19 protein-coding genes and 1 tRNA gene are annotated in these 22,166 nt (G+C 34.9%); 15 read left to right on the top strand and 5 right to left on the bottom strand.

Translation table 11 applies throughout. The annotated features are described in order from the left end of the window. Positions 1-125 precede the first annotated feature (125 nt). The 12 genes from pal to PLJ10_01620 all read left to right on the top strand — a co-directional run bounded on the left by pal (position 126) and on the right by PLJ10_01620 (position 12,366). On the top strand, positions 126-653 hold the full coding sequence (pal, locus tag PLJ10_01675; GenBank protein HOK08352.1) for a peptidoglycan-associated lipoprotein Pal: 528 nt from the start codon (positions 126-128) through the stop codon (positions 651-653). Between the two features lie 36 nt (positions 654-689). Continuing rightward, on the top strand, positions 690-1,607 hold the full coding sequence (gene ybgF / locus PLJ10_01670; GenBank protein HOK08351.1) for a tol-pal system protein YbgF: 918 nt from the start codon (positions 690-692) through the stop codon (positions 1,605-1,607). A 95-nt stretch (positions 1,608-1,702) separates the two neighbouring features. Continuing rightward, on the top strand, positions 1,703-2,713 hold the full coding sequence (locus tag PLJ10_01665) for a BadF/BadG/BcrA/BcrD ATPase family protein (GenBank protein HOK08350.1): 1,011 nt from the start codon (positions 1,703-1,705) through the stop codon (positions 2,711-2,713). Between the two features lie 10 nt (positions 2,714-2,723). Next, a complete protein-coding gene (locus PLJ10_01660; GenBank protein HOK08349.1) occupies positions 2,724-3,857 on the top strand; it encodes a DUF1573 domain-containing protein in 1,134 nt (377 codons plus the stop codon). A gap of 4 nt (positions 3,858-3,861) precedes the next feature. Continuing rightward, the gene (locus tag PLJ10_01655; protein HOK08348.1) at positions 3,862-4,242 is read left to right on the top strand and encodes a hypothetical protein; all 381 of its coding nucleotides are present in this window, start codon (positions 3,862-3,864) and stop codon (positions 4,240-4,242) included. Position 4,243: 1 nt separating this feature from the next. Then, positions 4,244-5,713, top strand: coding sequence for a UTP--glucose-1-phosphate uridylyltransferase (locus tag PLJ10_01650; protein HOK08347.1), 1,470 nt, complete (start codon positions 4,244-4,246; stop codon positions 5,711-5,713). 51 nt (positions 5,714-5,764) lie between these two features. Continuing rightward, positions 5,765-5,841, top strand: a tRNA-Asp gene (locus PLJ10_01645). Positions 5,842-5,913: 72 nt separating this feature from the next. Then, entirely contained in the window at positions 5,914-6,381 is a 468-nt protein-coding gene (locus PLJ10_01640) for a metal-dependent transcriptional regulator (GenBank protein ID HOK08346.1), read from the top strand. 203 nt (positions 6,382-6,584) lie between these two features. After that, entirely contained in the window at positions 6,585-6,878 is a 294-nt protein-coding gene (locus PLJ10_01635; GenBank protein HOK08345.1) for a FeoA family protein, read from the top strand. Continuing rightward, the gene (gene feoB, locus PLJ10_01630) at positions 6,836-8,983 is read left to right on the top strand and encodes a ferrous iron transport protein B (protein ID HOK08344.1); all 2,148 of its coding nucleotides are present in this window, start codon (positions 6,836-6,838) and stop codon (positions 8,981-8,983) included. Before PLJ10_01635 ends, feoB begins: the two co-directional genes overlap by 43 nt. 117 nt (positions 8,984-9,100) lie before the next feature. After that, positions 9,101-11,239 (top strand): hypothetical protein, encoded by a 2,139-nt coding sequence (locus PLJ10_01625; GenBank protein ID HOK08343.1) that lies wholly within the window; start codon positions 9,101-9,103, stop codon positions 11,237-11,239. A 17-nt stretch (positions 11,240-11,256) separates the two neighbouring features. Continuing rightward, complete coding sequence (locus PLJ10_01620) at positions 11,257-12,366, top strand: pyridoxal phosphate-dependent aminotransferase (protein HOK08342.1); 1,110 nt, start codon at positions 11,257-11,259, stop codon at positions 12,364-12,366. Positions 12,367-12,390: 24 nt separating this feature from the next. Here the strand turns inward: PLJ10_01620 and PLJ10_01615 are convergent, their stop codons facing one another. Next, positions 12,391-15,276, bottom strand: coding sequence for a hypothetical protein (locus PLJ10_01615; GenBank protein HOK08341.1), 2,886 nt, complete (start codon positions 15,274-15,276; stop codon positions 12,391-12,393). A 148-nt stretch (positions 15,277-15,424) separates the two neighbouring features. Between PLJ10_01615 and PLJ10_01610 the strand changes: the two genes are divergently transcribed. Next, positions 15,425-16,231, top strand: a complete 807-nt coding sequence (locus PLJ10_01610; protein HOK08340.1) for an SDR family oxidoreductase — start codon at positions 15,425-15,427, stop codon at positions 16,229-16,231. 9 nt (positions 16,232-16,240) lie between these two features. Here the strand turns inward: PLJ10_01610 and PLJ10_01605 are convergent, their stop codons facing one another. Together PLJ10_01605 and PLJ10_01600 are read right to left on the bottom strand one after the other, a co-directional pair. Beyond that, positions 16,241-16,543, bottom strand: a complete 303-nt coding sequence (locus PLJ10_01605) for a Dabb family protein (GenBank protein ID HOK08339.1) — start codon at positions 16,541-16,543, stop codon at positions 16,241-16,243. Then, positions 16,537-17,214, bottom strand: a complete 678-nt coding sequence (locus tag PLJ10_01600; GenBank protein ID HOK08338.1) for a hypothetical protein — start codon at positions 17,212-17,214, stop codon at positions 16,537-16,539. Before PLJ10_01600 ends, PLJ10_01605 begins: the two co-directional genes overlap by 7 nt. Before the next feature lie 92 nt (positions 17,215-17,306). On the opposite strand from PLJ10_01600, the gene PLJ10_01595 reads away from it, so the two are divergent. Next, positions 17,307-19,457, top strand: coding sequence for a DUF5696 domain-containing protein (locus PLJ10_01595; GenBank protein ID HOK08337.1), 2,151 nt, complete (start codon positions 17,307-17,309; stop codon positions 19,455-19,457). 21 nt (positions 19,458-19,478) lie between these two features. Here PLJ10_01595 and PLJ10_01590 read toward each other — a convergent pair whose 3' ends face one another. Beyond that, positions 19,479-20,411, bottom strand: a complete 933-nt coding sequence (locus PLJ10_01590) for a radical SAM protein (protein ID HOK08336.1) — start codon at positions 20,409-20,411, stop codon at positions 19,479-19,481. A gap of 76 nt (positions 20,412-20,487) precedes the next feature. On the opposite strand from PLJ10_01590, the gene PLJ10_01585 reads away from it, so the two are divergent. Next, positions 20,488-21,423 (top strand): glutaminyl-peptide cyclotransferase, encoded by a 936-nt coding sequence (locus tag PLJ10_01585; GenBank protein ID HOK08335.1) that lies wholly within the window; start codon positions 20,488-20,490, stop codon positions 21,421-21,423. 7 nt (positions 21,424-21,430) lie between these two features. On the opposite strand, the gene PLJ10_01580 is transcribed toward PLJ10_01585, so the two are convergent. Continuing rightward, positions 21,431-22,162, bottom strand: a complete 732-nt coding sequence (locus PLJ10_01580; protein HOK08334.1) for a methyltransferase domain-containing protein — start codon at positions 22,160-22,162, stop codon at positions 21,431-21,433. Positions 22,163-22,166: the final 4 nt, after the last annotated feature.

Here is a 22,166-nt window from a genome sequence, read left to right as displayed (position 1 = left end):
AGACTTGTATTTCTATTCGATTTTAGTCTATAATAATGATACCTTCCTCAGAAAATAAGATTGTGTAAAGAGGAAAGAATTATATTTGTTTCCAAATAAACTAAACAACAAAAGGAGATTATCACATGATTAAAAACAACGTTTATTACACAATTATCACATTAATTTTAGCGGTAACATTAGTTTTTGCAATGGGTTGTAAACATAAGAAGACCCCTCCTATTGATACAGGAATTGAAACACCGACTGCTGAGAAACCGAGTGGAGAGGGACAACCTGAGTTGGATCTTGAAAGTTTATTGTTTACTCCTGGCAGTAAATACGGGTTAGAAACTGTATACTTTGATTTTGATAGTTCTGCATTAAGACCAGACGCTATTGCAACATTGCAAAAGAATGCGGAAAAAATTAAGCAAGTGCCGAATGTCATTATCCAATTAGCGGGACATTGTGATGAACGTGGAACGCAAGAGTATAACCTTGCTTTGGGAGAACGTAGAGCACTTGCGGTTCGCGACTATCTCATTAAGTTAGGTATCCCTGCATCAAGATTAGTTACAATTAGTTATGGTGAAGAATATCCAGCAGACCCAGGACATGATGAATCTGCATGGGCAAAAAATCGTCGTGTAGAGTTTAATCGTGCCCAGTAAAAGTTTTATAATTAAAAACATATTAGGAGATTATTTATGAATACAACATGGCGGTGTATATCTTATGCTCTAATTGTCATTGTTTTATATTTATCAACATCATGCGGAACTACAGGTGGTAAGCAAGTTGAAACAGTAATTTATGATATGCACCGCCGTGTAACTAAATTGGACAAGGGGTTTGACGGAATTAATACTACATTTGCAGACCTTTCTGTAAAGTTAGAGAATAATGACCAAATAATGAAGGATTTGAAGTCGACAATAGAAGAAAATCAGATAAAGTTAAATCAGTTAAATAAAGAATTAAGTGAACTAAAATCCACTCTTTATCGTCATTTAAATCTATCTGTAGGGGGTACTCCACCTCCATCAGGAGTAAGCCCTTCAAAAGAGGTTGTTGCAAATGTAGACATTTTACCACCAAGTTCAGCACAAGCACCTCCAATTCAAACATTGCCTCCTCCTCCACCTCCTCAGGCTCAACAGCAACAACAGACGACACAACCTAAAACAGCGACACCCACTACTGTAGAACCTGTAACAACTTCAACGACACCGCCTGTCCAAGATGCTCAAAAGGACTATCAAGAGGCACAAAATCTCTTTGCAAATGAAAAGTATGAAGAAGCATTGGCAAGATTTGACAAACACATTAAAACGTTTCCTACTCAGGAGACAACTCCTAACGCTTTGTTCTGGAAAGCAAAATGTTTGTTTAACCTAAATCGATATCAAGACGCAATTCAAGATTTTGAGACATTAAAGAATAACTTTCCAAACCATAGTAAAGTCCCCATTGCTTTACAGAATGAGGCTGTAGCCTATTCCAGATTAGGCCAAACAGAGAAAGCAGTACAGTTATTAAAAGAGGTTATTGAAAAATATCCAACTTCTCCTGCCGCGGACCAGGCAAGAGCAGACCTGGAAAAGTTACAAAAATCTCCCCAATAAGAATTGTTTTTCAGTATTATAACTACGCGCAGGTAAAATATTTTGTATCTGCGCGTTTCTTGTGTAAAGCAACTAAAAAATAAGAGGAATTAACTATGAGGTATTATTTAGGTATCGATGCAGGTGGCACAAAAACATTTGTATTAATAGGAGACGAAACAGGAAAAATATTAGGTTTTGGCAGAGCTGGAGCTGGGAATTATGAAGCTTATGGAGTGGAATCAGCAAAAGAAGAAATAAATAAAGCCATAACATCCGCATTAACAGAAGCAGGATTAACGCTTTCGGATATAAACGGAATAGGTATGGGAATAGCAGGGGCAGATATTCCAGAAGATTATGTTATGTTAGAAAATGAAATATTTACGCCTATGTTTGGGGATATACCACGATGTTTTCGAAATGATTCGATGGCTGGGCTTCGTGGTGGAACAAAAAAACCATTCGGTATTGTAATCGCATGTGGAACAGGCTGTGTATGTGCTGGTAAGAATAAAGAGGGAAAAGAAGCGAGAGTTGGCGGAATAAGTGAGGAGTTTGGAGATAAGGTAAGTGGGTCAAGTATAGGGCAGGAAGGATTACGTGCGGTTTGGAGATACCGAGATAAGATTATAGGTTACACCAAATTAGTAGATAAGTTTTTGGAAAAATCAGGTTGTAAAGATGTTGATGAACTGTTTTATCGAATGTATAAGAGGAATCTGACATATCTTGATTTAGAGCCGATGGCAAAGCTTGTTTTTGATGCTGCCTATGAAGGGGATGCTACTGCATCGGATATTTTGGAATGGGGAGGTCGCTATTTAGGGGAAATGGTTAATGCGTGTGCCCGAATTTTAGACATGACAAGATATGCCTTTGATGTGGTTATGGCGGGAAGTGTTTTTAAGGGGATAAGCCCTGTATTAAAAGATGCTATGACAACCGTTATACATCGTGAATGTCCGCTTGCAGTTCCAGTTATGCCTATATATGAACCAGTGGTTGGTGCTCTCTTATTAGGGATGGAACTTGATTTCCCTATTAATGAGGACATTTACCAACAATTGGAGATTGGATTAGAAACGTTTGAAAAGAAGTATAAAATAATCTTAAAATCGCTTTGAATGTTTCCTTATGAAAATTTTTAGAACGCAATATATTGTTTTTTCTGTTCTTTTTCTATGTTGTCTCTTTGTTTTGTTCATTGTTGTAAAATCGCAACAACAAAGGTCGGAAGAAAATCAGATTGAAAGTCCGTATCAACCTTCTTTACCACCTCTGGGTTCAAATCAAGGTGAAACTGCCCAAATTGAGTTAGAAACAGGTTCTATTTTTGATATGGGAACTGTTCCTAACGATGTAGAAACGACAAAAAAGTTAAAAGTCTTTAATAGAGGTAAGGCGGTATTAAGTTTGAAAGATATTCGCACATCCTGTGCCTGCACACAGGGTACCATTCCTGCAGGACAAAATGTAATACCTCCTAATGGCGAAGGATATATTCTTATTACAATCTATCCATCTCGTGTTGTGGGATTTTATTCAGAAAAGACACTCACCATTTTCTCAAACGATTACAAAAACCCAGTGTTAGAACTTAAAGTAAAGGCTCATATTGAGCCAGAATTTATTTTTGAACCGGAAGAAGTTCAGTTTGGTAATTTTCAAAAGGGAACATTATTAGAACAAAAGATTCATATAACGCAAAAGTTCATGAAGAAACCATTAGAGATTTTTAAAATATATGAAAGGAATCTTCCAGAAAACATAGAGAGTGATTTGATTCCTGATTTGGTAAAGATAAAATCAGAAGAGCCAATTGAATACATGCTAACCATAAAAACAACTCCGAAACTTTCCCCAGGTGAATTTACACGAGAATTCTTTTTAAGCACAAATATTGACCGATTTCCAGAAGTCCCATTAAAAGTCAAAGGTTCAGTAATTGCACCCTATAAAATAAACTATCCATTTCCGAAACCGTTAAATATCATGCCTACACCATCAAATATCCCGATGAAGAATATAATCGAAATTTTGCCAGAAACAGAAACGGAAACGATAGAGGTTATTTCACATCAATTTATCCCTGATATTTTTACTATTCAAAATATTCTCTCTAATACAACGGGACTCAAAATAGAAGTTATGCCTAAAGGGATAGAAAAAGGCACCTCTGGAGTGCTTGACTTGAAACTCCGTGTTAATGGAAAAGAATATAATGAACATGTATTGTTAAAAACACTTACATTAGGAGTTCAGGAATAGAAATATGCCGTTATTTGGTTGGGGAAATTCTGAAAAGAAACCGACGAAGGAAGAGGTCAGACCTATTCCAGGCAGACAGATTTACTGTCGCATTTGCAATGGAGACCGAATGTTCTCACGGGCATGGCGTCGAATATCACACATGACAACATGTCCATGTTGTGGATTAGAATTTCCTAATCTTCAGGAGGTTTATAAACGGTTTCAACCTGTCTGTCCGAGGTGTGAAGAACCATTAGAACAACCTGGTTTTGATTATGGAATATGTGATGGATGTGGTTCAAAATATGAAATCACAGAAGGGTGCAAACCTGGTTTGCTCCCAAATTATAAACAACGACAAGAAATGAATAAATACGGTAAAGCATGGAGTCCATATTGGTAAAATGAATACTCAATTAATCATTGCACCAGAAAAAGAAAAGGAAATACGAGACAACGTTTTCAAATTTGGGCAAGAGCATGTTTTTAAGTTCTGGGAGAACTTAAACAATTCACAGCGGAACCATTTAATAAACCAATTAGCGAAAATCGATTTTGAGTTAATGGCAAATCTTGCAAATAAATGGATTTTGACAACTCCAGAACCAGAAGTATTTAGCCAGATTATTCCAATACCGATAATCCCATTAATGGACTCGGAAAATTCAAAAGAGCGTGAAGCATACGAATGTGGAGAAGAGACACTACGAAATGGTAAAGTAGGTCTATTTCTTGTCGCAGGTGGGCAGGGAACACGATTAGGATTTGATGGTCCTAAAGGGACCTATCCCATCGGTCCGATTACGGGTAAATCTCTCTTTCAATATCATGTAGAAAAGGTTATTAATTTGCAGAAGAAATATAACTGTGATATACCTCTGTATATCATGGTTAGCGAATGGAATAAAAAAGAAACAACAGCATTTTTCGAAAAAAATAATTACTTTGGATTAAATCCTAAAAATGTTTATTTCCCTGTTCAACCTATGGTGCCTTGTCTCGATGAGACTGGAAAATTTATTCTGGATTCTCCATATTCAATAGCAATGAATCCAAATGGACATGGGGGCACAATACAGACTATTATTGAACAAGATGTTATTGATGACGCAAAAGGTAGAGGGGTGGAAATCTTAAGTTACTTTCAGGTGGATAATTGGGCTGTAAAGGTTGCAGACCCACGTTTTATAGGCTACCATGTTTTGAATAACGCAGAGATGTCCTCCAAAATTATCCGAAAATCAGACCTCAGGGAACCTGTAGGCGTTCACTGTCTTTGCGATGGTGTATATCGGGTTATTGAATATTCTGAACTGGATATTTACCCACAATTACTCGAATTAGACATTGACGGGAGTATAAAGTTTTTTGCAGGAAACCCTGCAATGCATATTATCTCTCTTGAATTTGTAAAAAAAGTATACAATAAATTTAAGGATTTTCCATGGCATAAGGCACATAAAAAAATACCTTATATTGATGAGAATGGTCATTTATTAAAACCATCCCAACCAAATGGCTACAAGTTTGAAACATTTATATTCGATGCATTACGTTATACAAGCCATGCTCCTGTCGCAGTAGAAATTGGAAGGTTAGGCGAATACACACCAATAAAACAGTATGATGGGAAAAACAGCGTAGTAGAGGCGAGAAAAAGCATGAATGCTTTTTGGGGACAATGGCTCGAAAAAGCAGGCTATCAAATCCAAAACATGATGCAGAATAACGAAACCTTTTTTATCGAAATAAGTCCTGCTTTTGCTTTAACAGAGACTGAATTCATTGAAAAGAGTAAGCACTATAAATGGAATATATCCCCATCTGGTATAGCAATAGATAAAGATGGCAACAGCATAGCAGGCACTTCATAAATTTCATTAGTTGAATAGAAAATGTAGGATATATTATAATAATAGCCAAGCGGAGACGTAGTTCAGTTGGTTAGAACGCTGCCCTGTCACGGCAGAGGTCGCGAGTTCAAGTCTCGTCGTCTCCGCCATTTTTGTATCTTGAAATTATTCTTATATTTTTTTTGTTAGTTTGTTAAATATACTTAACAATAAAGAATAACATGGAAATACATCGATTAAAATATCCTAAATCAAAAAAGCTGACGCATTCCCGAATTCACTATCTTTGGGCAATTCAAGATTTAAATGAAAGAAATGGTTTTGCAAGAGCAACTGATGTGGCTTCTTTATTAGGGGTGTCAAGAAGTGCCGTGTGTATAGCATTGTCACACTTAAAAGATTTAAATTGGGTTGTCGAAAAATTGCCTCACCGTTATCTTGAATTAACTAATCGCGGTAAAAAACAATTAGCAGAAGTAAATAGTAATTTCAATATGTTGTGCCATTTTTTTTATTCATATCTTCAATTAGACAAAGAAACCGCTACAAAGCAAGCATGCCTTATTGAACATCTTATTTTAGATAAGGTTGCTAAAAAAATGACTCGATTCATAGAGGACAATTCATCACCTTCATCCTTTGGCATGCAAAATTCAACTAAAAATATTGGGGAAACCATAAATGATTGAGTATTTAATTATCACATGCGCATTAGTAATGGCTTCGATTTATTTATATACCATAATTAGACGAAATTTAAAGAGTAGATGTATAGAATGTAATCCCTATCAATGTCAAGAATGTCCATATATTCAAACAATAAAGTGTACATGTCAAAAATTCCCTTCTGAAGTGAAAATAGGTGCTATATTAAAGGAGAGCGTGAATAAAAATGGAACCATCATCCAATAATCCGTGTAAACATAAACTACAAGGATATACTCCAAGACTTAGTGATTTAAAAGAGGGACAACTTGCTAAAGTGATAGGGATAAGAGGCGGTCCCCCGACATATAGAAAAAGGTTATTAGACTTGGGCTTAACACCTGGAACAGAAGTAAAAGTTAGCCGAGAGGCTCCATTAGGAGACCCAATAGAAATTGAACTGAAAGGATATTTCCTCGCGTTACGGAGAAAAGATGCATGGCATATTCTCGTCGAGCCTCTTCAAAACAACCACGAATAATTATTGTCGGAAATCCAAACTCGGGGAAAAGTTCTATTTTTAATGAGATAACTGGGGGACTACAAGAAGTAAGTAATTATCCTGGGGTTACCGTAGAACGGAAGTTAGGTTCATTTGAGATTAATGGAATAAAAATCCTGATTGAAGATTTACCTGGAATTTATTCGCTGACACCATACACAGAAGAGGAAAAGATTGCAAGGAATCAAATTTTAAAATCAGATATAGATTTAATTATCAATGTTGTTGATTCATTAAATCTGGAACGGAATCTTTATTTAACGACTCAAATAATAGAATTGGGAAAGCCTTTCATTATAGCCTTAAATATGAGTGATATAGCACGAAAACGGGGTATCCTTATTGACCATAAGCAATTGTCTCGCATTCTGAATATCCCTGTAATTCCAACCGTAGCAAACCAAGGGGAAGGAATTGCTGAACTAAAGCAGATTATTTATTCTTTTATAACTAACAATACATCCATTTTACCTAAACCAGTGATTTACGGACATGAAGTCGACTCTGTTGTTGAATCTTTATCCGAAATTATCTCCGAATTCCTTCCTAACGAAGAAAAAACGAAATCACGTTGGTTCGCTATAAAGTTATTGGAAAAGGACTTTGAAGTCACTCATTACTTGGACACTTTTATTTCTGAGAGTGAATTAAAAGAAATACATAAGGAAGTAGAAAAAGGGATTAAGGAAATAGAACAACATGAAAACGAAGACTCCTCAGTAGTTATTTCTCAAAGGAGATATGGTTTTGCTTCGGGTGCAATTAGGGAATGTGTAAGTTACACTGGAGAAGCAAAGCAGAACATAACAGACCAGATAGACAATATTGTGTGTAATCGTATTGTAGGACCTTTTCTTTTATTAGGGGTGGTTGGTTCTTTATTTTTTATTGTTTTCAAAACAACTCAGGAGTGGAAATGGTTGCCTTTACCAACAGGATGGGTTAGTCCTATTGAATTATTTGAAGAAATATTTAAAATTATTTCCGTGCAGTTTACATTTCTTGAACCTAAATATCCAGCCATCCATTCTTTGATAACAGATGGCATTATTGGTGGTGTAGGAGCAGTATTAAGTTTTATCCCGCTTATTTTTGTACTATTTTTCTTAATATCCAGTTTAGAGGACACTGGGTATGTTGCACGGATAGCTTTTATATTAGACCGCCTTATGCGCACTTTTGGATTACAAGGTAGGTCTATATTAGCCTTAATAATTTCTGGTGGACTTGGGGCTGGTGGTTGTGCTGTACCTGGAATTCTTGCAACCAGAACGCTCCATGAACGGAAAGATAAAATTGTAACTATGCTTGTTGTTCCTTTCATGAGTTGCGGTGCGAAATTGCCTGTTTATGCTTTGCTGATAGGTGCTTTTTTCCAGCAATATCGCACCCTCGTTATGCTAATTTTATGGTTACTTTCTTGGGTTGTGGCTCTTATCAGTGCCTTTGTGCTTAGTCGCTTTATCATACATGGAGAACAAACTCCATTTGTATTGGAACTACCTCCATATCATATCCCAGTGTTCAGAAGCGTTTTTAGACATACATGGGGACGTACATGGATGTATATTCGAAAAGCAGGAACTTTAATTTTAGCAGTAAATATTATTATGTGGGCATTGTTTTATATGCCTCTTCCACATCAACGGGTCGCAACACAAACAGGAAATAAAATTGAACATAGTATTGCGGGTGTTTTAGGTAAAACTATAGAACCCCTAACAAAACATATAGGATTCGACTGGAAAGTAAATATCGCTCTTATTGGTGGAATGGCAGCTAAAGAAGTCATTGTCGGTAGTTTGGCAACAGTTTATAGCATAGACAACGAAGAAAATGACGATGAACCAGAATCACTTTCTACAATTATATCTACCAGTAATGATTGGTATCCGCTACGTGCGTTTACTATGATGGTATTTGTAATGCTCTATTCCCCTTGTATAGCAACATTAGTTACTATTGGAAGAGAAACAAGGAGTATTCGCTGGCCTATTTTTTCTTTATTTTTCTCAACCTCTATTGCTTTTTTAGTTTCATTGATTGTTTTTCATATTGGGTATTTATTATCATTGGGAACATAATCCCTTACTTCTCAAAAAAATAGATATACTAAATTTAGAAAAATGAATCAACAACAACCACAAAATAACACTAAAATAACACCCCTGTCTAATATAATCTTATTAATAGGGTGTTGTTTGTTATTTTTTATTAGCCTTTTATTATTTTCTGGAACGTGGCAAAAGGATTTTATTGGTAAAGATGAAGATATATTTAGAGAAATTCCAAAACATATTGACGAAAATATTGATTTTTACAAAACCCAACCACACATTCCTTTTACATACATTACTTTTATTCTTTTCCAAAAAATTTCTTCCATAACCTCCTTTCATTACATTATCAATTGGTTATTACATACATTAAACACCCTTCTCCTTTTTAATCTTTTAGCCCGTAAAAGTAGAACTATAACTTCTTTAATTTTGGCTTTATTACTTTCATGCTTATTCCTTGTTCATCCGCTAAATATATATTCGACTTCGTTCCTTATTAATCGTGGGGGCTTACTTTCTTCATTCTTTGCATTAATTTTATTTGCTCTTTTATATACAAGGGATGAGGATACCTCAGCTTATTTATCTGTCATGTTTTATTCAATTATCTTAATTATTTTGTCAGTATTCAGTCATTTTATTGGCATTGTAATGATTATTCCTGTCCTATATTATTCATACTTATACAAATCAAAAAATGAGTCTATTCAACATACTATCGTTTATTCGGGTGTAATACTGTTCGGTGTTTTGTTTTCTACATTTATATTCTTTGCCTTATATAACTATAACTATCATAGAGATTTATTTGAAGCGACTCTTCCATTCAACTATTTTAATACTATTAGTGGATTTTTTATATTAACTCTCTTCCCAACTTCTTTTTTCCCATTACAGTATTTTGGAATAGAGTCTTTTCTAAGTATACCCATTACTGTAATGATACTTTGCTTCTTGTTCATATTAGGATTTTATTTTTATCGGAATTCCAAGACCATGCCTTTTCTTTCATGTTTAGTATTGGTTTTGAGTGTCATTATTTACCCTGTTTTCCAAAGAGTTGATTTAAGCATGTGTAATAGTAGTTATTTTTTAATTTTAAGTTCGGTTATTCTTTGTTTTTTTGTTTTCCAAAATATTTTTGAAGAAAAGAAAATTATTAGCTATTTTACCACTATTTTTCTCATCATTATTTTGTTTGCCCTTACGTTATTCAGCTTTCAATTAACTTACGAGCTTCGTGACCCAGAAAGATTATGGTTGGCTTGTGCAGGAAATTACCCTTCAAATCCAGAAACTTGGAAATATTTAGCACGAATCTTGACTAAAAAAGCCCGTAAAGAAATACCTAAAAAAGATATGTACATTGATAAAGCAGGGCAAGCATGGAATGCACTATTAGAATTACAACCTGACAATACAGAGGCGTTAAGAGGAATTTCATTGCTATGTTTGGAAAACAACCGTTATGACGATGCCAGACAATATATAAAAAGGGCTATTAGTTTGAATCCTTTTGAAAAAGAAAACATAAGACAACAAATAAAAATAATTGAGAGCGAGATAAAGGCAGGTAATAATAATCCAGACGACCTAATACACATTTATAACTCATATATGCATTTATATTTAATTGAGAAAAATTTAAATCAAAAGGAAAAATTAAATTTCCTAAAGATTGCAAAGGGACTATCCAACTATGAACAGGCATGGGAAGTATTACAACAGGATTCTGATATGTTAGACGATAAAACTAAAGAGGATTTGTTAAAACAATATGAGAAACTAAAAATACTATTTAATAATATTCCTGTTCCTTTGTCAAAAAGTGGAGATTCATTTACCCCGCCTTACTTAATGATAGCAGATTATTATGAACAAAAAGGATTACTTTCATTGGCTAAGGCGTGGTTATCTGCTGGATTTCAAAAGGAACAAAATAACAAGGATTTTCTAATAAAACTTGGAAAAATATATGGGAAATTAGATAAGTCCACAGAATTTATTGAAAGATGGGGAAATTTCTTAGGTGACGATAACCAACTTTGGGAAAAATTGGTTCGGGAATGTGTTATCAATAGTAACTTTTCTTCTGCACAAAATTATGCAGATAAAATTTCCTATTCAATAAGTAAAAGATATATGTTTTTATGTAATATAGCAATTGAAAATGGCTATCAAGAACAGGCAAAATTATGGCTTGAAAAAGCAAAAGAAAGTAATCCTACGTCTGAGGAGATACAGGAAATAAATGAACTTATAAACAAAATACAAAAGTAAATCAAAGGAGTATATGTATGAGTTATATCGCAGAACGAATGAGCCGTATTGATGCCAGTGGAATTCGTAAAGTATTTGCATTAGCGGGAAAGATGAAAAATCCAATTAATTTAAGTATCGGACAACCTGATTATGATGTAGATGAAGTCTGTAAAGAAGTCGCTATAAATGCGATTAAAAGTGGTTTTAATTCATATACACAGACATGGGGTATTGAGGAATTACGAGAAGCAGTACAGGAGTATTATCAAAATAAATTTGGGGTAAAAATATCAAATGTAATGATAACATGTGGGGTATCGGGTGGGCTTTTCCTTGCTTTGTTAGCCACAGTAAATCCTGGAGATGAAGTCGTTTTTGCTGATCCTTACTTTGTTATGTATAAACACTTAGTTAATCTGTTGGGGGGAAAACCTGTATCTGTAGATACTTATCCCGATTTTCACTTAACAGCCGAAAAAATAGAACCTTCTATAACAAGTAAGACAAAAATTTTGATTTTAAATAGTCCATCCAATCCTACAGGGATAACAATTCCAAAAGAGGATTTAGCAAAGATTGCAGAATTAGCAAAAAAACACAAATTATTAGTAATAACAGACGAAATATATGAATCATTACTGTACGATGAACAACCTTCTACAATTGCAGGTATGTATGACCAGGTAATATTACTTAATGGTTTTTCTAAAAATGCGGGTATGACAGGCTGGCGTGTAGGATACGCTGCAGGACCCGAAGATATTATTCAACAGATGAACACCCTGCAACAATACACCTTCGTTTGTGCCCCTTCATTTGCCCAAAAATCAGCCGTTCAAGCGTTAAAGTCTGATATGACACAAAAAATAGAAGCATACCGTAAGAAGAGAGATTTGATTTATGAAGGATTAAAAGATACTTTTGAAGTAGTAAAACCTAAGGGTGCCTTTTATATATTTCCAAAGGCTCCAGGTGGTGATGGAGATGAATTTGTGAAAAAAGCAATTGAGAATAATATTCTAATTATTCCTGGTAGCGTTTTCTCTGACAAAAAAACTCACTTCCGTATTTCTTTTGCCGCTCCAGACGAAACTATCAAACGCGGTGTAGAGGAACTCAACAAATTAGCAAAGCAGTTTTTATAAAATTACTATTTCGTAAATTGAGATCTAATCTTTTACACAGAAATTATCTTTGCCCTGACCAGGACACCAATAATAAGATGGCGAGTTAAAGATCTGAATAGCACGCAAGATTTCTTCAAAAGAAATACTCCAATCCTGTGGATTGTAATCTGATGCATGAGGCTGACAGGAACGATCTCCTCTATTTCCAGGGACATAGCCATCTTCTGTTGTAAGCCATGACGGAGCACAACTATACTCTCTATAATTATAAAATTGTATAACTCGCAGTAATTCAGTCAACTCAACTTTAAAGTCTCCATCCGTATCCAAAGAATGAGGTTGCTGAACTTCCTGTCCTTCACCTTCTCCCTCTTCTATCCCTTCCACTATTCCTTCTTCTACCCCCTCTAAACTCCCTTCAATTACCCCTTCTCCTTCTATGAGACCTTCTCCCTCTGTTACCGAACCTTCGCCTTCTGTTCCCGAGCCTTCGCCTTCTTGAACTTCGGGCTGAACATTTACTGTTATAGGTCCATACGATTTAACCACATAATTATTGGGGTCGTTTTCACAGTAATAACACATATAAGTTCCCGAATCTTCTAAGGTCAATCCTTCAATATTCACGGTTCGTTTTGACGTTCCTTTGATGCGTTCGTTAGCTGTTAGCAAAACACCGTCCTTATACCACTCATAGGTTGTCAAATATACATGAAGTAGTTCTGGAACATATAAACGGAGATTTGTTCCTTCGTTTACTGTAAAATTTCTTGGAGGTGGGAATTGTGGAGGTTTTATGTTCGGGTCAAGAGCCGAATTTACAAAGGCTTGCTTGCCATCACATTCAAAGTAAAGATATTCCTGAGCATTGGTAAATCCATCTTTATCGGCATCGGCAAACTCAGATGGAGATAATATGCCATTCCCATTAATATCTTTTGCTCCTAAGTAATTCGTCAACAACTGATAATTTTTTGAATCTATAGGTGTGAATGTCAAACCGGGTAAAAACTGAGAAACACTTTCTGATGTAAGTGCTACGGAAGCGGCAGAAATAGTACCCACTGTATTCATCTCACCGAAAGTTAAATAAGCACAGAAAAGAGAATCTAACCCTGCAAACACTCTCAAAACCATATTGTCATGCTCGGGAGTAATTGCTCCACCTAAATCATTACGAATACGAGCAAGATTCTGCGTCCATGCATTTGCAACTAATGTATGAGATATACCACCGTTAGCACTTAAATCAATACTATCATCTTTTATACAGCGTTCTAATAGAGCAAATTCATAACTATCGAGCATGCCATTTCCTTTGATATATAATGATTCTGGGTCAACATCTTCATCATTTAACAATTGCTGGACTAATGGGAATAAATTCCCATTTATATCCAATTTGTCTTCATCAAAAGAAACAGCAAAATTGATAAAAGGAAGATAGGGTTTGGTTAAGACAGATAAATATTTTTGAACCTGCTCAAAATTATCTTCTTCAGGCTTCATTAAATCCGCAAAGGCAAAAGGACCGTAATACGTAAATTTCCCGTTGTCCGTCCATGTCGGAGTATTGGGTCCTCCGAGAGGTGTTCCTTCAGAATCTACAATGCTATCATCATCTAAAACATGAATATGGACAACCTCTGTCAGGGTGCCTTTTTTCGGGTTTAAGTTAGGGTTCAAATCAACCGTAACTGTATAGGTTTTACTATAACCCGAGTCTGGGACTATTGAAATAATTTGAGCCTGACTAATATCTAAACTTTTTCCACCTACTTCTATTTCTGCGGTTGCTATTTCAAAATCTGTTGGGTCAACACCTGTCACCTCTTTCGAGAATATAACTTCAAACTGATATGTCTCTCCTTTTTCATTATGTACGGGGTGAATTCCAAAAACTTTGGGATAATCAAGCCAGTATTTTATAACACGGTCAACCATTCTCCGTGCCATGAAATAATATCCCTCTTCGGTTAAGTGCATATTTCTATCTAACAAGGAATGAAGTGGGTTAAAATATTCAGGGAAACCTGGCACATTTAATTCATTGCTGTTCTCATCTGTCCAAGGGAAAGTCCAAACATCATACGGGTCGGGAAGTCTCAGAGGAGGATAATCATCTGGGGAGAAACCAGGCTTTACATAACCTGCAGGATAAACCAACTGTTCTGTTCCCCAAATTGGGTCATTATCGGAATCAACCTCATATTCAAAAACACCATACATAAATTGCATAAGCCCATAGTTACTAATAAAGTGGACGCGGTCCCCTTTACGGTCTGCTAACCTTTGCTTATAAATATCCAGAACCATAATTCCTAACTGCTGGGTTAACAAATCGCATTCACTTCGTTTTGTATCGCCACCGAAATCGTAAGAAGTCAGTAAAACACGAATGTCAGGGCGAACAGATAAAATAAGGTCAATCAGATTATCCATATCTTGATTGACTATCTTATTTGCAAGAATTTCATTCTTATTATCTGGATGCCCTGGACATTGAAATCTCAATTCTCTATACGGGTCATCTGGTAATACAAATTCGGTTCCATAAAGGGCATCATTACCACCTAAGGAGATGACAACAATATCTATTGTTGGATAATCAGTTAGCATTTGCACAACCGCATTCCTAATCTGTTCTGCCGCAGGAAATTGTTCGACATTAACAAATTGGAATGTTTTTCCTCCTCCGACAACAGATTCATTAGCAACTTCACAGTATTCTTCATAACCTAATTCGACAAGGGCTTTCTGAAAAGAACGGAACCACCACATAAACATTCCCCAACTATCACCAACAATAGCAATTCGAGGAACTGGATTTGGTAGGTCGGACAGAGATTTTATATTAGAACTACTTGAAAAAACATTTGTAAAAGTTATTAATAACAAACAAATCCACAAAACTATAATTTTTTTCATAACAGTTCCTTTCATTCATTTTAATTAGATTATATATCCCAAAACTTTATTTCATTCATGTGATTTTGCGATTACTAAAAAACTTGAATTACTCTAATATAAATAATATCTATATAATAATAGCACATTATAAAGGAGAAGGGAAATTATGGATTTAAAGTTTAAAGATAAAGTAGTGCTTATTACAGGTGCTTCGGAAGGGATAGGCCGTGCTTTGGCAAAGGTATTTTCAAGAGAAGGTGCAAAAATAGTCATATCAGCCAGAAATGAGTTACGACTAAATGAATTGGCAGAGGAAGTTAAAAATGATAATAATTCAGTAAAAATTATTAAAGCAGATGTTTCCAAAAAGGATGATTGTTCGAATCTAATCTCTAAAACCATAGCCCATTTTGGCAAATTAGATATTCTTGTAAATAATGCGGGTAGAACAATGTGGTGTCAATTTGATGAGATTCAGGATTTAATGATACTAAAGGAAATTATGGAAACAAATTTTTATGGTTCTGTATATTGCACATACTATGCTCTCCCCTATTTATACAAAACGGGGGGACATATTGTAGCTATTTCCAGTGTTGCAGGCTTAACAGGTGTTCCCTGCAGAACGATTTATTCTGCAAGCAAACACGCAATGGTTGGCTTTTTTGATTCACTACGTGTTGAAGTAGAACCTAAGGGTGTTCATGTTACCATTGTTGCACCGGACTTTGTAAAATCGGAAATTCATAAAAGGGCATTGAAAGGAGATGGTTCATCTCTTGGGCAAACGCCAATGGTAGAATCAAAAATTATGACAGCAGAAGAATGTGCAGAATTAATTTTGAAAGCCATCTTAAAAAAACAGCGACTATTAATTACATCAAATAGAGGGAAAATAGGTAGATGGTTAAAAATGTTCTGCCCTTCTCTTGTAGATAGAATAGCGAGAAAAGCCATTGAGCAAAAACATTAATCTGTTTAACTAACACTCAAAATCGTAAATTAGCACCTTATTCCAAAAAGAACTGAATTCAGACAAAAAGTTTCTATGTATTTCATGGTTCTGGTAGGCATCATGTCCTTCTATATTACTAAAAATAACCACAAGTCCAAAGGTATAACTATCATCAATTACAGGACGTTTTGCAGTCTGGGCAGGCGTTCCAACATAGAGTTTGACTACACTTGGTATTTTTGATAGTTCTAATAATCCCTCGTAAAATGCTTGTTTTTTAGCCTCACATATATCTTCTTTTAACCAGAAATAAACACTATGAACTACCATTTTTTTATATCTCCTTCAATTGAAAATCTTAAATGATTAAAATACCAGAAAACAATAAATCCAAAAGCACCTGTTATATGCCATAAAGAATGCCAACCTATAAATGTAGGTTTAATGAAGTCATCACTTCCTGTGGCAAGTATTAATCCCAATAAAAAGATAACCACCAAAATTTTTAGGACATATTTTTGTTTTTGTGTGAATGTTTTTGAATAATAGGTCATAATAGAAACAGATAAAATTGCGTTTAATATTAATGCAACTTCTCCAAAAGTAAAACCACTTTTTTCACCTAATTTAAGAAATACACGTTCAGGTGGAGCAAATATTTCATATCCTAATTTAAAAACGACAAAGAAATTTATCACACTCAGAATTAAAACAAATCTTTTATAATGCATATTCTTAAAAAAATCTCCTGCCAAAGCTAATTCCAACGCCCAAACTAAAAGGATATTAGTAATAATATCTACAGAAGTCCACAATTGCTGTGTAGGATACATGTGATGAATAATAGTTGGAATAGCAGTTATAATGATTGTAAAATAGAAAAACAACCAGCGTAATGGTTGTTTGCCATCAAATAACCAAAAAAGAGTTACAATTATACCTGACCATAAAGTAGCAAAGGAAGTAACAACATTTGAAACATGAGCGTCATGTAAATACATATAGATTTCCTTATTCCAAATGGTTATAAAGATGCTATTAAAACATTTTCGTACTATAAAAAGTCAAATCTAAAAAAACAAAAGGACTCACCATGAAAAAAATCTATTTTCTTTTTTATGTATTTTTAGTTTTTGCCACAGTCTTTACTGTAAATGCACAAAATATTGAAAGCAGAAAAGAGAAATATCTGTATTTTTTGAATTCACTCAATAACATCCCTGTGGACAATACATTAACACAGGAAAAAACTGCAAAGATAGAAACTCTCAAAAGTAAAATATCCAATATTTCCACCGAAGCGGATTTCGAAGGCATATACAAAGAATTTACAGAAGTTCGGGAATGGCTACTAAAAAACGCAGTTGAAAAACCATCACTTTCTTCAGAGACATTCTCTGAAAATACTGATTTCTGGATTTTGGAAAATTCAAAGACGAGGGTTCAACTATCTAAAAAAGATTTACAATTAATAGTTGACTATCAAGGTCAAAAATGGGAGTTCTATCCCTCTGATGATAGAGACATAATATTAGCCCTGACAACGTTATCATTAGTCTCTGCAAAGGAAATCACATGTGAAGAAATAACAATGGGATATGCAAAAGGTTTCACACTTCAATTCAAAGATTTTCCATCTGCACCCAATTTTACAATCTTTATAACTTTTTATCTTGCTGATAATAAACTAACTATTGATATTGTGAGTTCGAGTATTGTGAGACAATTGAGAGAAATACAATTTCCAAAACCTGTCCAACTTAACCCATCTCCTGATGAAAAAAGCGTTTTGTGTGTAATGCAAGGGATGTTATTACCAGCCAACTATGCGGGGAAGTTTTATGGGAAGGAACCTGCAAATTCACGAATGATGTATATGCCATGGTGGGGACACATTAAAGGAAACAGCGGATTATTGGCAATTTTTGCAACTTCAGATGACGCCGGGATTGAATATCAACATCCAGAAGGAGGGCCAACAAGGGTTCAACCTGTATGGTATTCCAGTTTGGGGGAATTGGGCTATCTACGAAGTATTGAATATTATTTTTTTCCACAAGCAAATCATACAACACTGGCAAAAGGATATCGAAATTGGGTAAAAGAAAATAAAAATTTTGTGACGATTAAGGAAAAAATAGCCCGATGCCCACTTTTGGAAAAGATAATTGGTGTTCCAGTCATTCATGTTGGTGCTCTATATCATTTTGAAGAAAGTAGTCACTATTTTAATAAGGAGATTCCTGAGAATAATCATTCACTTGTCCTTTACAGCAAAATTGCTGAACAATTGCGAGAGTTAAAAAACAAAGGTATGGACAGTGCTTATGTTCATTTAGATGGATGGGGATTCCTGGGATATGATAGCGGTCATCCAGATATTATTCCCCCTGGGTATGAAGCAGGAGGATTAGAAGGATTAAAACAATTATCAAAAACATGCAAAGAGTTGGGATATATCTTTGCTCTTCATGACCAATATAGGGACCTTTATCTTAATGCCGTCTCATTCAATCCAAAATTGGCTGTATTAAATCAAGCAAAAGTAAGGGAGCAACATAGTATATGGTGTGGAGGTCCCCAAATGTTTCTTAGCCCCCGATTTGTGCCTTCCTATGTCCAACGAAATCATAACTGGCTAATTAGTAATGGGGTTGAAATTCAGGGTGTTTATTTAGATGTTTTTTCAGTAGTTCCTCTGGAGGAAAGTTATGAATCGTTTGCCCCTGTTACTCGTTCCGAATGTGGAGAATATCGTAAAGAGGCATTTCGCTTCCTAAAATCTAAAGGTTATATCATAAGTTCTGAAGAACCCACAGATTATTTTGTTTCGGTTATTGATTTGGTCCATCATGGTCCTTATTGGCTAAGACCTTCTCTGGATAATGGTGAAAGTATAGGCATTCCCATACCTTTATTTAATTTGGTTTATCATGATTCCTTGATTATGCCATGGAGTATAACGGAAGATGGAGGTTGGGGTATACCTAAAGGAGATGCAGGATACCTGCACTGTATTCTTAATGCAGGAATGCCTTATTTGAACATTAGTGCTGATGAAAAAGAGATTAGTCGTATTAAAGAACTCTGTTCTATAGCAAAGCATTGTCAATTCCTCGAGTTAGTAAATCATGAATTTTTAGATGATACATACCGAAAACAGAAAACAACCTACTCCGATGGCACAACGATAATCGTTGATTTTGATAATAAAACTTACGAAGTTAAATATCCTGAGAAATAAAAGTAAAAAAACAAATCAGACCTATTTTGTCAGATTTTGGAATACCTGTTTAAAGGAATTTTTAATTTGTTTTAACCATGAAGGGGTTTTTCTATAGTTTTCTACGGCTTCAGAACAATTTCGACATATTTCGGGCAAATGACAACAATCCTCCATATTTAACCCTTCACGAATCATTTGAAGACGAGGAGAATTCCATATCTCTGTTATCGATTTTTCGTTAAGGTCACCCAAAATTACCGTTCTAAGCCAATCCACACAGCACAAAACAACTTTACCATTAAACAGAATACACATATCACGAGTTGGACGAATACATCCTCTTCTTAAACGCATCTCGGGGGTATTAGATAACTCTAAGACATTAGAAATATTTCCACCCCTATTCTCAAGCGATGATAAAACAAGACGGATACCATACTTTCCCCAGAGTTTCTTCATTTCATCAATCTCTTTTTCATTCTTAGAGGTAACTATTGTAGAGACCCTAAAATCCATATCGGATTGTTTCTTTTTTAATAAATTTGAAAAAATTATAATATTTTCAATGACAGGTTTTGCAGGATAACCCATAAGTTGTTGATTAACTTCATCATTTAAAGATTGTAAACTTACTTTCAGTCGTTTTAACCCACTTTCTATTAATTTTTCTCCCATTTCATTATTCAATCGTGTTCCATTACTTACAACTAATGTTGTTACTTTGGGCATCTTTTTATGAATATATTCAACTAATTCTGGCAACCGTTCATCCAGCAATGGTTCGTTTTGTAAATAGGGCATAATCCGATGTGGGTTTAGAGTTGCCAATTGATCAATGATGGAACAAAATAGTTCCTTTGGCATTCTTCCTGTGGGAAGATGTGCTTTTATAAATTGTTCATTGGGACAAAATACACAACGGCCATTGCACCCTGTTTGTGTTTGTATTTGTATTCTTTGAGGGATAATCATTTTTTGTTTTCTATTTCTTTTGTTATACTTTTCTAAAAAACATTTTAAATAATCACTAAATAACTTATGAGCATCTATGAAACGTTACATTATTATTATACTGATACATTGCTTTTTGTTTCTTCCCTGTTGTGAAAACAAAAAACCAATAGAGGGGGAAAGTGTAAATACTTTAACTCCTGAGGGGCAAATACACACAGAACCCGAAGGAGTAACCAATCACCCACCTGAAGGAGAAGGTGAAGATGAAATCACATCAGCCTTTTGGCCTTCCCAGTATCCTTTTACATTAACATATCGTATTGTATCTAAATACCCACATGACAGTTCTGCTTTTACTCAAGGTTTAATTTGGGATAATGGTGTACTTTACGAAAGCACAGGATTATATGGAGAATCTTCTATTCGCATTGTAGAATTAGAAACAGGGGTTCCCTTACTATCAAGGAGTTTACCTCAGGAATATAATGGTCAAACATTTAGTAAAATTTTTGGGGAGGGAATAGCACTTGTTGGAAATTTGCTATATCAAATAACATGGGAAGAAGGTATTTGTTTTGTCTACTCTCGAGACACTCTTGAGTTCCAAAAGGGGTTCTTTTATGAGGGAGAAGGATGGGGACTTACCTATGATGGTAAATATTTAATAATGTCAGATGGGTCAGCATATCTTTCTTTTCGTGAGCCTGAAACGTTTAAAGTTGTAAAAACGATATTTGTTCAGGAAGGAGGGAATCCAATTACTCAATTAAATGAACTCGAGTTTATTGAGGGCTATATTTGTGCTAATGTATGGTATAAAGATTTTATAGTAGTTATACAACCAGACACAGGAAATGTGGTTGGAAAAATAAATTTATATGGATTAAAAAATCAATTATTAAACCCCACTCACGCAGATGTATTAAATGGTATAGCATTTCGTAATGACAACTACCATCTTTTAATAACGGGTAAATATTGGGATACCCTTTTTGAAATTGAATTATTACCCCAAAATACCAACAGATAAGTTTTTATTAATCACAAAATCCTACAATTAAAACACTTTCCCAAGGAATACGTTTTGGTGACTTATTTTTTAATACTTCCTCTTTCATTTTAATAAGTCCCTCTTCAAATTCATTTTGTGGAATGAGTCGTAATGTTGAAATAAATTTCGAACTAATTTTTTGCAGATATTCTTCTGATAACCAATCTCTAACTGATATATAATATTCTTGATGAATATTATAAAAACCTGCCTCCATAAGCATGTTTACAATATCCTCCTCTTTCGGAAAACGTTGAATATCTATTTCGGAAAAACTGGGGAAAAACTGATTTAAAGGGTGATTTTTGATAAAAAGATGAGGAGCAGAAACGAAAAGTACCCAACCATGTTTTAATACCCTTCGGCATTCTGATACCATTTTGGGAAGGCTATCTAACAGGTGTAAAACATAAATTCCTGAAATTGCATCAAAGGAATTGTCAGAACATGGAATATCATGTACATCAGCATGAACCCAATTTGCAGGAAGTCGTTTTTCTTGTGCCTTTCTCAGCATTTTTAATGAAATATCAAGTCCAATATATTTGCCTTTCCAATGCGGAGAGAGTTGATAATAAAGGTTTCCTGTTCCACAACCTAAATCGAGTAAAGAATTGATTTTAAATCGTTTTAAGAGAGATATAACTGTAAAAAGATAAGGAGCACTTCCTGTGCGAAATTGGTCATAGTTATCAGCACATGTATCAAATAATTCCATGGGA

It is taken from the genome of Candidatus Hydrogenedens sp. (assembly GCA_035361075.1).
Classification (GTDB): domain Bacteria; phylum Hydrogenedentota; class Hydrogenedentia; order Hydrogenedentales; family Hydrogenedentaceae; genus Hydrogenedens.
The sequence above is the reverse complement of the archived record's forward strand: the minus strand, read 5'-3'. Positions and strand labels throughout refer to the sequence as shown.